Genomic DNA, 14,011 nt, shown 5'->3' with positions numbered 1-14,011 from the left:
AAAAGGTACGAGCTCAGAGCTCGTACCTTTTTTGATCAATTATGTGTATGACGCGTTGCAAGTAAGGTTAAATAGCTTAATACACCGAATAGGAAAGAGATAATTAAAGAATGAGCAAGCGCGAGCTCTAGCTGCAGACGTGTGACAACAACAAGCATACCGGAAACCGCCTGAAAAGTAACTAGAATGAGAGCAGCTAACCATCCGTAAAAAATATTTTTTTGATGGCGATAATATTTAACTGCATGGATAAAGGCGGCTAAAATCCATACAAACGTTAAAACAGCAGCGAATCGATGTCCCATTTGAATCCACTGATTCAAATCAACAGGCAGCCAACCGTTTCCGTTTGAACAAAATGGAAGGTCTGGACAAGCTAAGCTAGCTTCTTTATGGCGAACAAGCGCGCCCGTGTACACAACGGCATATGTGTACAAGATAACCCCGTAAATATGTTTTTTCATTTTAGAGCCTAGCTGCATATTAGTTGCGTCGAGCTTTTGATCCACTTCAAAGATAATAAGTGTTAACAGCAGCACAGAAGCAAACGAAATAAGAGAAATACCAAAATGAAGAGCAAGCACTGCATCTGATTGTCCCCACATAACGGCAGCGGCCCCAATTAATGCTTGCAGTACTAGGAAGAAAAAAGAGATAAACGCTAAAGGTCTAACTTCTTTTATATGCCCTAGTGAAATCCATGCCCATACGCATAAAGCGAGCACAAGAAAGCCCGACACGCCAGAAACTAAGCGGTGGCTTAATTCAACAACGGTTTCAAATGTTAAAGGGTCAGGAATGAGCTGTCCATTACACAGAGGCCAAGAATCTCCGCACCCGTCTGCTGAACCAGTTTTCGTGACAAGGGCACCGCCAAGCAGAATAAGTAACATGGCCATGCTCGTCACAACGGATAAAAATTTTAATCCAAGTCGCACAATAATCACCATCCTAAAAGCAAAGTAAGTAATATAACGAGCTAAACAATTTATCCTAATCTTTTTGTATATTAAACATAAATTTCATTTATTCTCCATAAACTTGATTGAATTTGTTATAATGGTAGAAAGTGTAAGGTTTATTCATGAGTTTGACTCTGCAGATATGTAAAAGGTACCGTACAGAAAACTATTTTACTTGCACAAATATCTTTTAACAAGTGACAGGGACATGCATTTAGCTCATGACAAAAAAAATCCATATTTTTTTCATGAATTCTTCACAAAGTAACGGCAAAATATGGTTTAATAAACATGAGAAATAGATATTTCTCTACTATTTTACCGTTTACATGTGAAGCTTTTAAGTAGCTTTGGTGAGAGGAATATGACTTCTTTTTGAACAAAGAGGAGATTTTTGTAAAAATATGTTGAAAACGCCTTCATTTATAGACTCTTTATTTACTAGATAGATAAAAGTCTGTGGATGAGTAAAGGAGGAAGCGCCATGGAAGATTCAAAAATGGTGGAAGATTCAACGCTTTCTGCATCGCCTAACACAGCTCATGTAAGCGAAAATAGTTCCGTTTGGTCAGATTTTTTAGCTACGATTAAAATTGGAATAGTCAACTCGAATTTCATCACCACCTTTACTGGTTTTTGGCTAGCTCTTTTCTTCAACGAACAACACTTCTTAGAAAACCTGGATAAAGCATTTTTTACTTTAATAGGTTCTTCACTTATCATCGCCGGTTCATGCAGTTTGAACAATTACATAGATCGTGACATTGACCCTCTAATGGAACGAACAAAGGGACGACCTACAGTGACAGGGAGTTTTACACCTTTGACGGTCCTTGGGATTGGAATCGGTTTTACGTTAACCGGCTTGCTTATGCTACTAGTTGTTTCTTCAGTAGCCGCTCTCATTGGATTAGCAGGAATACTTACATATGTAGTTCTTTACACCATGTGGTCCAAAAGACTATACACAATTAATACAGTAATCGGAAGTATATCAGGAGCTGTCCCGCCTTTAATTGGATGGGCCGCTATCGATCCCAATTTACATGTAGTGGCTTGGGTATTATTTTTAATCATGTTTATTTGGCAGCCCCCTCATTTTCTAGCTCTTGCTATGCGAAGATGTGAAGAATACCGGGCAGCGGGAATCCCTATGTTGCCTGTTGTACACGGGTTTGAGCTGACAAAACGACAGATTCTCATTTGGATTGCTTGTTTGTTGCCATTACCTCTTTATTTATACCAATTAGGCACTCCATTTCTAATTTTGGCCACTGTTTTAAACATAGGATGGCTATTTTTAGGATTTGCTCAATACAATAAACAAGAAGACACAAAGTGGGCTAGCATGATGTTTGTCTACTCACTAAACTATTTAACTATTTTATTTGTCTCAATGATTGTCGCAACGCTTTTTGCCTAGATAAAATCTTTCACTGAATGCGACACTGCACAAGGGGGATTTCTTCTACATGTAGAATTCATTATAGAAGGAATAAGTTTTATGCTCAAGAGGGCATAGATGAAATCACGTCAATGAAAGAGAGGTTGGGGAATGGTATGAAAAAATGGCGATTGAACTTTCGTGTTTTGTCGTTATTTACGTTGCTTGCATTCGTGTTATCGGCCTGTGGAAAACCGTTTTTGTCGACACTTAAGCCTGCAGGTGAGGTAGCTGAAGAACAATATTCGCTTATGCTGCTTAGTACAGCCATCATGGTTTTAGTTATTATTGTTGTCACCATTATCTTTATATTTGTTATTCTGCGCTTTCGTCGTCGTAAAGGCGAAGAAAATGTGATTCCAAAGCAAGTAGAGGGAAGCAGAAAGTTAGAAATTATATGGACAGTGATTCCTATCTTGCTGCTGATTATTTTGACTGTTCCAACGGTTATCTCAACATTTAAGCTAGCGGATGTAAAAGGAATGAAGGACAAAGATGCTGTCGTAGTAAATGTGCGCGCTAACTTGTACTGGTGGGAATTTGAGTATCCTAATCAAAAAATTATTACATCGCAAGATCTAGTTGTTCCAACGGATAAAAAAGTCTACTTTAACATTAAAGCTTCTGACGTCAAGCACTCATTCTGGATTCCTTCAGTTGGAGGAAAGCTCGATGCTAACACAGAAAATGATAATAAATTCTGGCTAGTGTTTGATTCTAAGAAATCGAAGGAAGCTAACGGGGTTTTCTACGGAAAATGTGCTGAGCTTTGCGGTCCATCTCATTCTCTTATGGACTTTAAAGTACGGGCTGTATCAAGCGATGAATTTGATACGTGGGCAAAAGATTTGAAAAAGGCAAAGCCTGATGTAGAAACAGCATCCGCAAAAGCTGGTCAAGAGGTCTTTAATGAAAGCTGTATCGGATGTCATGCTGTTGACGTCAAAGACAATCGTCCAGAGCAAGCTCGTCAAGCACCAAACTTAGCCGGTTTTTCTGAACGTGAGCGTGTAGCTGGGGTGCTTCCTCACAACAAGGAAAATATCAAAAAATGGTTAAAAGACCCTGAAAAAGTTAAGCCGGGTAATAAGATGAGTGGTACATATCCTGACTTAACAGATGAACAAGTGAATGAGCTAGCAGACTATTTAATGAGTTTAAAAGAAAAATAAACGTCCAGTCGTTTTTAAAAGGGGAGGTTTAGCGATGAGTACACTCAGTCAAAAGAAGGGTGTAGGTGGAACAATTTGGGACTTTATGACAACCGTTGACCATAAGAAAATCGCCATTCTTTATTTAATCGCCGGCGGTATCTTTTTTCTAGTCGGAGGAGTGGAAGCGCTATTTATACGTATTCAGCTGGCTATACCAAGCAATGACTTTGTTAGTGCAGGAACGTATAATGAAATTTTAACAATGCATGGAACAACAATGATTTTCTTAGCCGCAATGCCGCTTCTTTTTGCCATGATGAATGCAGTTGTTCCGCTGCAAATTGGAGCTCGAGATGTAGCATTTCCATTTTTAAATTTGTTAGGTTTTTGGTTGTTTGCCTTTGGGGGACTCTTTTTAAATCTAAGCTGGTTTTTAGGAGGAGCACCTGATGCAGGGTGGACATCATATGCTTCGCTGTCTATTGCATCACCTGGTCACGGAATTGATTTTTATGCGATAGGTTTGCAGATTTCCGGAGCCGGGACATTGATTTCAGGTATCAACTTTCTCGTGACAATCATTAACATGAGGGCGCCAGGTATGACTTATATGCGTATGCCGCTGTTTACGTGGACGACGTTTGTTGCATCAGCTCTTATTTTGTTTGCGTTTCCAGCGCTAACGGTTGGATTGTTCTTAATGATTTTTGACCGCTTATTCGGGGGAAACTTTTTTGACGCCACAATGGGTGGGAACACCATTATCTGGGAACATCTTTTCTGGATATTCGGTCATCCGGAAGTATATATTTTAATTCTTCCAGCGTTTGGTGTTTTCTCTGAAATTTTACCTACTTTTTCAAGAAAGAGATTATTCGGGTACTCGTCGATGGTTTTTGCTACCGTATTAATCGGATTTTTAGGGTTCATGGTGTGGGCTCACCACATGTTTACAACCGGACTTGGTCCGATTGCAAATGCCATTTTCGCTGTCGCTACGATGGCTATTGCTGTTCCAACTGGAATTAAAATTTTTAACTGGCTGTTTACGCTTTGGGGAGGAAGTATTGAGTTTACGTCTCCAATGCTGTATGCTGTCGCCTTTATTCCATCATTTGTTATCGGGGGAGTAACAGGAGTTATGGCAGCTGTAGCACCTGCAGATTATCAATTTCAAGATTCTTATTTTATCGTTGCTCACTTCCATTACGTTATCGTAGGCGGCGTCGTATACGCTATATTAGCAGGTGTCACATACTGGTGGCCAAAAATGTTTGGGAAGATGTTAGATGAAAAGTTAAGCAAAGCAACGTTTTGGCTCTTTTTGATTGGTTTCCACTTAACGTTCTTTATTCAGCATTTCTTAGGCCTAATGGGGATGCCTCGCCGCGTATGGACGTTCTTGCCTAATCAAGGTCTCGACCTTGGGAATGCAATCAGTTCATCAGGAGCTGCTTTCATGGCGGTTGCTACGCTCATTTTACTGGTTAATATTATAAAAACAACTGCCAAAGGACAAAGGGTAGGAGGAGACCCTTGGGGAGACGGACGTACATTAGAATGGGCTATTTCATCTCCGCCTCCAGAGTATAACTTTAAACAAACGCCGCTTGTACGGGGGTTAGATGCATATTGGATTGAAAAAATGGCAGGAAATAAAGAAATGACGCCAGCCGAACCTCTTGGTGATATTCATATGCCAAACTCGTCGTTTATTCCATTTATGATATCGCTTGGAATGTTTATTGCAGGGATGGGCTTTTTGTATCGAAATGATCATGCGTGGGGAGATATTGTAGGGATTATCGGAATGATCGTCATGTTTTTATCAATGTTCTTCCGTTCATGGATTGATGATCACGGCTTCCATATTCACAAAGAGGACTTAGTTGATGATGACAAGGAGGCGAAGATGTAATGGAGACTGAACAAAAGCTAACTGCTGAAACTTTCCCTGCTTCGCCTGAAAAAGCAACGCTTGAAGGGAAAAATAAATTTACTGGCTTTTGGCTCTTTTTAGGCGGAGAGACGGTTTTGTTTGCTTCACTTTTTGCTACTTATTTAGCTTTACGTAATTCAACGATGTCAGGACCTAAGCCAGAAGAATTGTTTGATATTAAGCTTGTTTTTGCAGCCACCATGATTTTATTAACAAGTTCACTAACAAGCGTATATGCTATGTATCATATGAAAAATTTTGAATTTAAAAAGATGCAGCTATGGTTAGGCGTTACGTGGCTTTTAGGTTTAGCGTTTTTAGGGCTAGAAATTTATGAGTTCAGGCATTATGTTCATGAAGGGCATACGTTTACAAGCAGCGCATTCGGTTCTTCTTTCTATGCGCTGGTTGGGACCCACGGAGCTCACGTAACGTTCGGATTGCTTTGGATTGGTTCTTTGATGATTCGAAATGCAAAGCGGGGGTTAAACTTATATAACGCTCCTAAATATTATGTCGCAAGTTTATACTGGCACTTTATCGATGTTGTGTGGGTCTTTATTTTCACGGTTGTATATTTAATGGGAATGGTGGGATAAGCTGATGACGACAAATCAATCAAACTCAGATAACCCAAGGCTCAATTTAGATTATCGTAAAAAAAGAAACGCAGAAGATATGAAAATGCAAGTTATCTCTTTTGGGATGATGTTGTTTCTAACGCTAATTGCTTTTTTTGCGGTTTATCAAGAGTTTAGCGGATGGTACATTATGCCGGTGATTGTGCTCCTGGCCGTTGTTCAAGTCATCTTTCAACTTTATTATTTCATGCATATGAACCACAAAGGACATACCATACCAGCATTTTTCTTGTATTCAGGCGTATTGGTAGCTCTTTTAACCATTTTAGCTTTTGTAACCATTATTTGGTGGTAAAGAAAAGGGCTGGCATGCGCCAGTCCTTTTCATCATCTGTAGAAGGAGGAATAGATGTTGATTAACAATTTGCAGATGTTTGGTTTTGAAGCACTTTGGAGTCCTTACTATTTTTTAACCATTTGTCTGGTGACCGTCTTATATTTTTTCATCGTTGCTAGATGGAGAGGGAATTTTATAGGAGCGGTGGCCGTAAACAGAAAAACAAAAGCGTATTTTGTTATCAGCATGGTTCTTTTATATATATGTAAAGGAGGACCTGTAGATTTACTAGGGCATTTTATGTTTAGTGCTCATATGACGCAAATGGCAATCGTTTACTTGGTGATTCCTCCGCTTTTTATTTTAGGAATTCCGGCGTGGTTAGCTCGTTCTGTTATTTATGTAAGAGGGGTTAAACCTATTTTTAAATTCTTTACAAAGCCCTTAATTGCGCTACTGTTATTCAATGGGTTATTCTCTTTGTATCATATTCCGCTGCTTTTTGATTTTATTAAAACGGATATGATGCTCCACGGAATCGTGAGTGTTGTATTATTTATCGCTGCATTTTGCATGTGGTGGCCACTCGTTAATCAGCTAGAAGAAGAACAGACGCTAAGTTCTTTAAAAAAGCTTGGATACATTTTTGCAGATGGCGTACTCCTTACTCCAGCGTGCGCGCTGATTATTTTTGCAAATCATTCTTTATATGCGACGTATACAGACTCAAGCGCTTGGGTACAAGCTCTTTCCCTTTGTGTACCGCCTTCTATGATTGCAAGTTTAGGGCAGCTTGCTCCCGAGATGTTTAATACGCTGCCGCCCGTGGAAGATCAGCAGCTAGGCGGCGTTATTATGAAGATCATTCAAGAAATTGTGTATGGAACGGTTTTAGGCTTTATTTTTTTTCAGTGGGCTCGAAAAGAACGAGAGAAAGATACGTACATGCCCGATTTTACTGAGCCTCAAGATATAAAACCAAAGGAATTTCCGTCTACTCCTCCTTTGAATTAAAAAAAGCGCAGTGTGATTACTGCGCTTTTTCCAATTCTATAGCTGAACGGTTTCAAGCTGTGATTTGATTTGTGTTAATATCTTTTCACACTGTTCTACAAGGGATGGCGGAAAGTATTCGCCGTCACCATATTCTACACCGTGAGGATAATAATGTTTGCCTAGTAGAGGTGTCATAAGATGAATAACAGCATGCCTGCCCCCTACGTCGCCTGAAATAGCATGTCCTTGGACTCGCAAATAGAAGGTATCTCGCTGAAACTCGAATTTTCGATCGTACGTGACGCGTTCATAATCCCATTGTCCGGCGCGGACCAGACCAAATTGATGCATAATCTCATCTAATAAATCTAAATCAACCTTTAATGAATCAAATTTTGCATATTCAAATTTCATATGAACTCCCTCCCAAAACAGATATACCCCAACTAAATCATAAGCCGAATGGATAAAACTTGCAATATCTAATAAGGAAAAATGTAAACGTTATCTATTTTTATTTAAACGTTTTAAATACGAAAGTTTACTAAAAAGTTGGTCACACTATAAAACGAACACACGATGTAAAGGAGGATAAAACAATGAAAACTGTACAAGAGGTAATGACAGCTGATACGGAAACATGCACCACGCTTGATAACGTATATGAAGTAGCAGTGAAAATGAAGGAATGGAATGTAGGAGCAATTCCAATTGTCGATAAAGATCAGCTAGTAGGAATGATTACAGATCGAGACTTAGTTATCAAAGGCATTGCAGAAAAGAAGCCAAATTCAAGTAAAGTAACGGATGTTATGAGTGAAGAGCTTATAACTATTACAGCGGAAGCCTCTGTAGAAGAAGCTTCTAAGCTTATGGCTCAACATCAAATCCGTCGTCTTCCCGTTGTGGAAAATCAAAAGCTAGTAGGGATTGTATCGCTAGGTGATTTATCAACGTTTCGCTATGCAAATGAACGTGCAGGAGAAGCGCTCTCAGATATTTCACAACAAACGCATTAAAAAGCGAAAGCCAACTGTTTGCAGTATATTCGTAAATAGTTGGCTTTTTCTTTTGTTTCCTTCATACCGATAGCTATTTTTTTTTGAATGCATGTATAATAGAGATAAAAATAAGTTAAACAGGTAAAGAAAACAGGTGTAAGGAGAGGAAGAAAAGCTGAAAAAAGTTATTTTTATTCTCGTATTAATAGTGGCATTTGTATACGCGGAGGATTATTTACCTCAGCTAGAAAAATATCTAACGGGTCAAAATATTGAGCAAAACCAAACGGATTCCAAAAGTCAGCCCACACAAGAAGTGGCTTCTTATGAAAAACAAAGTGAAAATATGATGAGGCTCATTGGAGATCATTCAGAACAGTTAATTGGAATGCTTGGAGAGCCGGATCGTATTGATTCTTCTGCATATGGCTATGACTGGTGGATTTACAAAAAGAATCGTCAAACGTATGCGCAGGTAGGAGTAGAAAATAATCAAGTCGTATCTGTATACGTCATTGGCTCAAAAACAAATACAGATCCTTTTGAGATTGGTGAGAAGCGAGAGGAAGTAGAAAAAAGAGTTTCACTTTCATCCGAACTCACGCTTCAAAAAGACGGAAATGAATACCGATTTCGCCTGAGTGAAGAGGATATGAAAATGCGTCCTATTATTAAATATGGAGATGTATACGTCCAACTATATTTTGATCAGTTCCTTAATACAATCTCAAGTATTCGAATTATGGACATGGAGACGCTATTAAAACAGCGTCCGTACGAAATTGTTTATCGCGGCGAACTTCCCACAGCTCCGTCATTGACATCGGAGGAGTGGAAAAGTGTCCAAGAAGGAGAAGAGCAGCAAATTATCGATATTACAAATGTAATTCGAGACCGGTTTCAGCTGTCACCTTTAGCTTGGGACGAAGCCACTGCCGGAGTAGCTTATTTACACAGCAAAGAAATGAGCGACTTAAACTATTTCTCTCACGTTTCACCAGCACAAGGTGATTTAGGCAACCGTCTGCAAAAAGGTGATGTAGTATACCGTATCGCGGGCGAAAATATTGCCTCGAATTATCAGGATGGAATCGCTGCGGTTGAAGGGTGGCTTAATAGTGAGGGACATCGTAAGGCTTTACTCAATAAAGAGTTTACGCGTCTTGGTGTAGGTGTATATGAGAAATATTATACGCAAAACTTTATCACTCCGATGGATGAATAGTAAGTTTAAAACTTCCTTTTGAAAATAGGTCTACTCTTGTCCTCTTTCTCATAAGTTTTAGTAGAGGTTAGAGGAGGGACGAGAATGAAAGGAAGAATAGTAGGAATATTGCTCGTACTTTTCTTTGCATATACGACTACTGTACATGCAGCTGAAGGGCAGTGGGAAAAGCTTGATAACTTATCTGATCAAACGCTATCGCTTGTAGAGCAAAAGGAGTATAAAGCAGCCCAACATTTGTTCAGAAACTTTTCGAATGAATTTACCAGTCTCAATACAGCTTCTTTGGGCGTATCGGCCGAAGATATACGTATTTTAACTCTTTGTTATGAACAGGTAGAAAGGTCTCTTTTATCTTCTGATTCCAGTGATGAAGAACGTCTTCAAAAAGCTACTCAATTTCGATTGTTAGTCGATGCGCTGCACAGCAAGCATCAGCCTATGTGGACTGAGCTCGAAGGCAGTATGCTAGCTACATTTAAAGAGATGCGAAATGAAGCGGTAAAAGGAGAACAATCGGCTTATGAAGCGCAGCTTAAGCAATTTTTGAAGGAATATGATATGATCTTACCGAGCGCGCAGGTAGACGTGTCGTCTCCCTACGTACAGCGTGTGAGCGCGGACGTTCACTTTTTACAAACTGAAGGAACGCTAAGTGAGATTAACGATGAGCAGTTTAACCAAATGGAACAAAACTTAAAAGATTTTTTTGAACAAGTAAAAGAAAATCGTACAGACCCGTCTTTTATTTGGGTTACAATTACCACCGGAAGTATTATTATTGCTACACTTTTTTATGTAGGAGCGCGAAAATATTTTGCTGACCAGAAAAGAAAGTCAGCTAGAGGGCGTAATGATTGACGTAAAAGCGCAGAATTGTCTAAAATAAAAGAGTAGTCAAACACATAATGAAAGGTGTGGGTAAATGAGCTTTTTGATTTATTTTCTCATTATTATCCTTGTGCCAATTTGGGCACAGTTTAAGGTGAGAAGTGCTTACAAAAAATATTCACAAGTAAGCAACTCATCAGGAATGACAGGCGCAGAAGTGGCAAGAAAAATTTTGGATGAAAACGGGTTGTACAACGTTCACGTAGAGCCTGTAGGCGGATTTTTATCGGATCACTACGATCCTCGTTCAAAAGTAATTCGTTTATCAGAAGACAACTATTACGGAACGTCTGTCGCGGGCGCTGCCGTTGCGGCTCACGAAGTGGGCCACGCGATTCAAGACAAAGAAAACTATTCGTTTTTACGTCTTCGCCACTCGCTTGTGCCGGTGGCAAGCCTTGGATCAAACGCTTCTTGGATTTTAATTATGATTGGAATTATTGCGTCGATTAAGCCGTTGCTATTGTTAGGTATTATTTTTATGGCAGCAGCGGTCGTATTCCAAGTTGTAACACTGCCTGTTGAATTTAATGCTTCAAGCCGAGCGATGACGCAAATCGTCTCAGTCGGAGCGATTCGAAATGACGAAGAGCGCGAGACGCGTAAAGTGCTTAACGCAGCGGCTTTAACATACGTAGCAGCTGCAGCAGTAGCAGTTCTTGAGTTGGTTCGTTTAATCATGATTTATACAGGAATGAATAACGACGACTAAAAAAAATACCGCATTAGCGGTATTTTTTTTATCTTTCAAGCGGTTTTTTATTTTCATCAAGGGTAAATCCTTCGCCTAAGACATCATGAACATCCGTAACTGCAACGAATGCGTGTGGATCTACAGAAGTAATAACTTGCTTTAAACGGAAAATTTCATTTTTACTAACCACGCAGTATAGCACGTTGGTATCTTGCTTAGAAAAAGAACCTTGTCCTTTTAAAATCGTCACGCCTCGATCCATTTCTTTCATAATTTTATCCGATATGGCTTCGTTATGATTTGAAATGATCGTTGCTCCTTTTGCGGCATACGCGCCGTCTTGCATAAAGTCAATAACCCGTGCAGCGACAAAGACTGCAACAAGTGTGTACATAGCTTCTCTGTAAGATAAATAAATGAGAGACGCACTAATCACAATAAAGTCAAAAAGAAACATCGTTTTCCCCATATTCCACCCGATATATTTTTGAACAACACGTGCGATGATATCGACTCCTCCTGTTGTTCCTCCAAACCTGAAAATAATGCCAAGACCCACTCCAATAAAAACACCGGCAAAAAGAGCTGCTAGAGTCATATCATGACGCAGGGGCATATTCACTGGGAAGCGCTGGAATATCCATAAAAATAGCGATAAGCTAACGACTCCGAGCATGGTATAAATAAATGCTGTTCTCCCTAATAGTTTCCACCCTACAAAAAACAAAGGAATATTTAACACTAAGTTAGAATAAGAGGGATCAATGTTAAATAAGAAAAATAAAAGCAGGGTAATGCCTGTGAATCCACCTTCAGCTAAATTGTTTTGCATGTTAAAATTAACAAGTCCAAACGCAAATATGGCAGCACCAAGCAGTATAAAAATAATATTTTTTAATCTGAGACCTTTCATACTTACAAACCTCCTATGACCGTTTTTGCACTACCTTATCATAAAGGAATATATTTCATTTCGTAAATAACTATCGAAAAGATTTTTGAAAATAGTAAAAAGTGATGATATTTCTTCTAGTGCTATGTATTAGTAGTATCCTCAATTCGTAAAATATAGACAGATTTTTGAGAATTAAGGGAAACGTGAGGAATATTGTAAAAGAGCATCTGATAAAGGCTTGGTAAGAAGAAGTAATTACACTAAATAATTTGAAGTAAAGATGTTATAATAGTAAGCTGAGTGTACTTCTAAAAGAGGTGAAATAAAAAGATGTCAAAAAAAACGATGGAGCAAATGCAGCAAGAAGTTGATGCATATATTAGCCAATTTAAAGAAGGATATTTTAGTCCTCTTGCTATGCTTGCGCGCATGTCGGAAGAAGTGGGCGAATTATCGCGCGAAATTAACCACTATTATGGTGAAAAGCCGAAGAAAACGACTGAAGCAGAACGTACGGTCGAAGAAGAAATGGGCGACATTTTATTTGTATTAATTTGCTTTGCAAATTCATTAAATATCGATTTACAAGAAGCGCATGATCGCGTTATGAATAAATTTAATACGCGTGACAAAGATCGCTGGACGAAAAAAGAAGACTAAGGAGAGAAAAAGAATGGACAAAATTCGAATTGTACTTGCAGGACCAAGAGGTCGTATGGGAAAAGAAGCTGTATTATTAATAGAAGAAACAGAGCATTTTGAATTAGTAGCAGCGGTAGATCGTATCAATGAAGGAAAATACATAAGTGATATTGAAGGAATGCCAAATGTACAAGCACCAATCTACACGGATATTGAGAAATGTTTTCAAGACGTTAAGGCAGATGTTTTAGTTGACTTGACAACACCTGAAATTGGACGCGTTCATACTAAAACAGCCCTAACATATGGAGTAAGACCTGTTGTAGGAACAACTGGCTTTTCAGAAGAAGATTTAAAAGAATTAAAGCAGCTTGCTGAAGAGAAGGAACTTGGCTGTATCATTGCACCTAATTTTGCGATTGGCGCTATTTTAATGATGAAGTTTTCACAAATGGCAGCTAAATACTTTGATGATGTTGAAATTATTGAAATGCATCACGATCAAAAGTTAGATGCACCATCAGGAACAGGCTTAAAAACAGCGGAGCTTATCAGTGAAGTTCGTGAAGCAAAAAAACAGGGTCATCCTGAGGAAAAAGAATTGCTAGAAGGGGCGCGCGGTGCAGATTATGAAGGAATCCGCCTACATAGCGTACGCCTGCCAGGGCTGATTGCTCACCAAGAAGTGATGTTCGGAGGATTTGGACAAACATTAAAAATCCGTCATGATTCATACAACCGTGCTTCTTTTATGTCAGGTGTGAAGCTAGCTGTTGATACAGTTATGAACGTAGACACACTTGTATATGGATTAGAAAATATTATTGACTAAGGAGCGAGAAAAATGAAAATCGCCTTAATTGCACATGATAAAAAGAAAAATGATATGGTCCAATTCACAACAGCCTATCAAGCGATTTTACAGGAACATTCGCTGTTCGCAACAGGAACAACAGGAACGCGTATTTCAGAAGCAACAGGTTTGAAGGTTCACCGCTTTCAATCAGGACCGCTTGGAGGAGATCAGGAGATAGGAGCTTTAATTGCTCAAAATGAAATGGATATGGTTATTTTTTTCCGCGATCCGTTAACAGCTCAGCCTCATGAACCTGATATTTCAGCTCTGATGCGCCTATGTGACGTCTATGCGGTTCCTCTTGCAACGAATATGGGAACAGCAGAGATTTTAATTCATGGACTTGAACGAGGCGATTTGCATTGGCGTTCAATTATAAAAAAATAGGGTGAAG

The 14,011-nt window shown here is 39.1% G+C and carries 16 protein-coding genes; 13 read left to right on the top strand and 3 right to left on the bottom strand.

Annotation, left to right across the window (positions count from 1 at the left end):
• Nucleotides 1-35 precede the first annotated feature (35 nt).
• Nucleotides 36-938, bottom strand: coding sequence for a COX15/CtaA family protein (locus ACFX4R_RS06300; RefSeq protein ID WP_377569149.1), 903 nt, complete (start codon nucleotides 936-938; stop codon nucleotides 36-38).
• A 508-nt stretch (nucleotides 939-1,446) separates the two neighbouring features.
• On the opposite strand from ACFX4R_RS06300, the gene cyoE reads away from it, so the two are divergent.
• The 6 genes from cyoE to ctaG all read left to right on the top strand — a co-directional run bounded on the left by cyoE (nucleotide 1,447) and on the right by ctaG (nucleotide 7,431).
• Nucleotides 1,447-2,385 carry a heme o synthase gene (gene cyoE / locus ACFX4R_RS06295; RefSeq protein WP_043979525.1) on the top strand — a complete coding sequence of 313 codons (939 nt, stop codon included), beginning with the start codon at nucleotides 1,447-1,449 and terminating at the stop codon, nucleotides 2,383-2,385.
• A gap of 137 nt (nucleotides 2,386-2,522) precedes the next feature.
• Nucleotides 2,523-3,578: a cytochrome c oxidase subunit II gene (gene coxB / locus ACFX4R_RS06290; protein WP_016763448.1), complete on the top strand. Its 1,056-nt coding sequence runs from the start codon at nucleotides 2,523-2,525 to the stop codon at nucleotides 3,576-3,578.
• A 34-nt stretch (nucleotides 3,579-3,612) separates the two neighbouring features.
• Nucleotides 3,613-5,478, top strand: a complete 1,866-nt coding sequence (gene ctaD / locus ACFX4R_RS06285; protein ID WP_043979522.1) for a cytochrome c oxidase subunit I — start codon at nucleotides 3,613-3,615, stop codon at nucleotides 5,476-5,478.
• The gene (gene ctaE, locus ACFX4R_RS06280) at nucleotides 5,478-6,098 is read left to right on the top strand and encodes a cytochrome c oxidase subunit III (RefSeq protein ID WP_013056081.1); all 621 of its coding nucleotides are present in this window, start codon (nucleotides 5,478-5,480) and stop codon (nucleotides 6,096-6,098) included. The genes ctaD and ctaE overlap by 1 nt, the downstream gene beginning before the upstream one ends.
• A gap of 4 nt (nucleotides 6,099-6,102) precedes the next feature.
• Nucleotides 6,103-6,435, top strand: a complete 333-nt coding sequence (ctaF, locus tag ACFX4R_RS06275; RefSeq protein WP_013082313.1) for a cytochrome c oxidase subunit IVB — start codon at nucleotides 6,103-6,105, stop codon at nucleotides 6,433-6,435.
• Nucleotides 6,436-6,492: 57 nt separating this feature from the next.
• Entirely contained in the window at nucleotides 6,493-7,431 is a 939-nt protein-coding gene (ctaG, locus tag ACFX4R_RS06270; RefSeq protein WP_162215242.1) for a cytochrome c oxidase assembly factor CtaG, read from the top strand.
• Nucleotides 7,432-7,467: 36 nt separating this feature from the next.
• Here the strand turns inward: ctaG and ACFX4R_RS06265 are convergent, their stop codons facing one another.
• Entirely contained in the window at nucleotides 7,468-7,827 is a 360-nt protein-coding gene (locus ACFX4R_RS06265) for a YugN family protein (RefSeq protein ID WP_013056084.1), read from the bottom strand.
• A 185-nt stretch (nucleotides 7,828-8,012) separates the two neighbouring features.
• On the opposite strand from ACFX4R_RS06265, the gene ACFX4R_RS06260 reads away from it, so the two are divergent.
• The 4 genes from ACFX4R_RS06260 (at nucleotide 8,013) to ACFX4R_RS06245 (ending at nucleotide 11,242) form a co-directional block, all read left to right on the top strand.
• Nucleotides 8,013-8,432, top strand: a complete 420-nt coding sequence (locus ACFX4R_RS06260; RefSeq protein ID WP_057241797.1) for a CBS domain-containing protein — start codon at nucleotides 8,013-8,015, stop codon at nucleotides 8,430-8,432.
• A gap of 190 nt (nucleotides 8,433-8,622) precedes the next feature.
• Complete coding sequence (locus tag ACFX4R_RS06255) at nucleotides 8,623-9,639, top strand: CAP domain-containing protein (RefSeq protein ID WP_377569147.1); 1,017 nt, start codon at nucleotides 8,623-8,625, stop codon at nucleotides 9,637-9,639.
• A gap of 84 nt (nucleotides 9,640-9,723) precedes the next feature.
• A complete protein-coding gene (locus tag ACFX4R_RS06250) occupies nucleotides 9,724-10,500 on the top strand; it encodes a sporulation protein YpjB (RefSeq protein ID WP_013082316.1) in 777 nt (258 codons plus the stop codon).
• Nucleotides 10,501-10,564: 64 nt separating this feature from the next.
• Nucleotides 10,565-11,242: a zinc metallopeptidase gene (locus tag ACFX4R_RS06245; protein ID WP_013056088.1), complete on the top strand. Its 678-nt coding sequence runs from the start codon at nucleotides 10,565-10,567 to the stop codon at nucleotides 11,240-11,242.
• A gap of 28 nt (nucleotides 11,243-11,270) precedes the next feature.
• Here the strand turns inward: ACFX4R_RS06245 and ACFX4R_RS06240 are convergent, their stop codons facing one another.
• Nucleotides 11,271-12,137, bottom strand: a complete 867-nt coding sequence (locus ACFX4R_RS06240; RefSeq protein WP_013082317.1) for a YitT family protein — start codon at nucleotides 12,135-12,137, stop codon at nucleotides 11,271-11,273.
• A 312-nt stretch (nucleotides 12,138-12,449) separates the two neighbouring features.
• Here ACFX4R_RS06240 and ACFX4R_RS06235 point away from each other — a divergent pair, with 312 nt between their 5' ends.
• The 3 genes from ACFX4R_RS06235 to mgsA are packed head-to-tail and all read left to right on the top strand — an operon-like array spanning nucleotide 12,450 to nucleotide 14,004.
• Nucleotides 12,450-12,779: a nucleotide pyrophosphohydrolase gene (locus ACFX4R_RS06235; RefSeq protein WP_013056090.1), complete on the top strand. Its 330-nt coding sequence runs from the start codon at nucleotides 12,450-12,452 to the stop codon at nucleotides 12,777-12,779.
• A 13-nt stretch (nucleotides 12,780-12,792) separates the two neighbouring features.
• On the top strand, nucleotides 12,793-13,593 hold the full coding sequence (gene dapB, locus ACFX4R_RS06230; RefSeq protein ID WP_013056091.1) for a 4-hydroxy-tetrahydrodipicolinate reductase: 801 nt from the start codon (nucleotides 12,793-12,795) through the stop codon (nucleotides 13,591-13,593).
• Between the two features lie 12 nt (nucleotides 13,594-13,605).
• Nucleotides 13,606-14,004, top strand: a complete 399-nt coding sequence (mgsA, locus tag ACFX4R_RS06225; RefSeq protein WP_013056092.1) for a methylglyoxal synthase — start codon at nucleotides 13,606-13,608, stop codon at nucleotides 14,002-14,004.
• Nucleotides 14,005-14,011: the final 7 nt, after the last annotated feature.

The sequence above is a fragment of the Priestia sp. YIM B13490 genome, assembly GCF_042787735.1.
In the GTDB taxonomy this organism is placed as follows: Bacteria; Bacillota; Bacilli; order Bacillales; family Bacillaceae_H; genus Priestia; species Priestia megaterium.
This window is presented reverse-complemented; position numbering and strand designations above follow the sequence as displayed.

Bases quoted from the DNA above. Each gene is read 5' to 3' on its own strand.
- cyoE (WP_043979525.1), top strand. From the start codon at position 1,447: ATGGAAGATTCAAAAATGGTGGAAGATTCAACGCTTTCTGCATCGCCT.
- dapB (WP_013056091.1), top strand. From the start codon at position 12,793: ATGGACAAAATTCGAATTGTACTTGCAGGACCAAGAGGTCGTATGGGA.
- ctaE (WP_013056081.1), top strand. From the start codon at position 5,478: ATGGAGACTGAACAAAAGCTAACTGCTGAAACTTTCCCTGCTTCGCCT.
- ctaF (WP_013082313.1), top strand. From the start codon at position 6,103: ATGACGACAAATCAATCAAACTCAGATAACCCAAGGCTCAATTTAGAT.
- mgsA (WP_013056092.1), top strand. From the start codon at position 13,606: ATGAAAATCGCCTTAATTGCACATGATAAAAAGAAAAATGATATGGTC.
- ACFX4R_RS06260 (WP_057241797.1), top strand. From the start codon at position 8,013: ATGAAAACTGTACAAGAGGTAATGACAGCTGATACGGAAACATGCACC.
- coxB (WP_016763448.1), top strand. From the start codon at position 2,523: ATGAAAAAATGGCGATTGAACTTTCGTGTTTTGTCGTTATTTACGTTG.
- ACFX4R_RS06250 (WP_013082316.1), top strand. From the start codon at position 9,724: ATGAAAGGAAGAATAGTAGGAATATTGCTCGTACTTTTCTTTGCATAT.
- ctaD (WP_043979522.1), top strand. From the start codon at position 3,613: ATGAGTACACTCAGTCAAAAGAAGGGTGTAGGTGGAACAATTTGGGAC.
- ACFX4R_RS06240 (WP_013082317.1), bottom strand. From the start codon at position 12,137: ATGAAAGGTCTCAGATTAAAAAATATTATTTTTATACTGCTTGGTGCT.
- ACFX4R_RS06235 (WP_013056090.1), top strand. From the start codon at position 12,450: ATGTCAAAAAAAACGATGGAGCAAATGCAGCAAGAAGTTGATGCATAT.
- ACFX4R_RS06265 (WP_013056084.1), bottom strand. From the start codon at position 7,827: ATGAAATTTGAATATGCAAAATTTGATTCATTAAAGGTTGATTTAGAT.
- ACFX4R_RS06245 (WP_013056088.1), top strand. From the start codon at position 10,565: ATGAGCTTTTTGATTTATTTTCTCATTATTATCCTTGTGCCAATTTGG.